The sequence below is a fragment of the Neobacillus bataviensis LMG 21833 genome (assembly GCF_000307875.1).
In the GTDB taxonomy this organism is placed as follows: domain Bacteria; phylum Bacillota; class Bacilli; order Bacillales; family Cytobacillaceae; genus Neobacillus; species Neobacillus bataviensis.
The window spans coordinates 1-857 of sequence record NZ_AJLS01000019.1 but is presented as its reverse complement, the minus strand read 5'-3'; the positions used below and the strand labels follow the sequence as shown (position 1 = coordinate 857).

General features: G+C 43.1%; 1 protein-coding gene. It reads right to left on the bottom strand.

The window, feature by feature from the left end; all coding sequences use genetic code 11:
* Positions 1 to 37 precede the first annotated feature (37 nt).
* Positions 38 to 685 (bottom strand): pyroglutamyl-peptidase I, encoded by a 648-nt coding sequence (gene pcp / locus BABA_RS02455; RefSeq protein ID WP_003333502.1) that lies wholly within the window; start codon positions 683 to 685, stop codon positions 38 to 40.
* Between the last annotated feature and the right edge of the window lie 172 nt (positions 686 to 857).

The window sequence follows — 857 nt, the reverse complement described above, 5'->3', positions numbered from 1 at the left end:
TTTATTTGATAATAGTCCAAAAACACTAAACAGGCTTTTAGTGATCCTTGCCTTCAATCGTTTCGATATCGCCTTTGCCGTCACGGGACACGATGGCCTTGATAGCGGCAGTGATGCCTAAAACATCATCATCCAATGACAACGATGGTGTTTCCGGACGAGTGACAACCTGTTCCGGCAAAAATGGAATATGCATGAAGCCGGCCTTAATATCGGGAAACATCTTATCCCGCATATACTGTACCTGATAAAAAATGTGGTTGCAGACGTAAGTGCCTGCTGTGTTGGAGACTGCTGACGGAACACCAGCTTCCCGAATGGCTTTGGCCATGGCCTTAATTGGTAACTGGGTAAAGTAGGCATTCTCGCCATCGCCATGAATCGTGTGATTAAGTGGCTGATACCCGGCATTATCTTGAATCCGACCGTCATCCAAGTTAATCGCAACTCGCTCCGGCGTGAGTTCAAACCGGCCACCAGCCTGACCAATGCTCAACACATAGTCAGGCTTTTCTTTGGCAATAGCATCTTTAACGACATCGGCTGAAACATTAAACTTTGTCGGAATTTCCAATTTAACGATTTGTGCCCCAGCAATTTCATCCGGCAAACGTTTCACGGCTTCAATCGCAGGATTAATTTTATCGTCGCCAAAGGGATCAAATCCGGTAACAAGAATTTTCATGAGAAGATTTCCTTTCTAAAATGCCAAGAAGTACAGAAGCTATCGAGAAGTGTATCTTGTACCATCTTTAAGACGTTGGAGTCTTTGATGGGTAGGACAATTTGTTGCGCCATGATTTATATATACCTTTCTGAAATTAAATAATTAATTAAATAAACCCGAATTGCTAGTT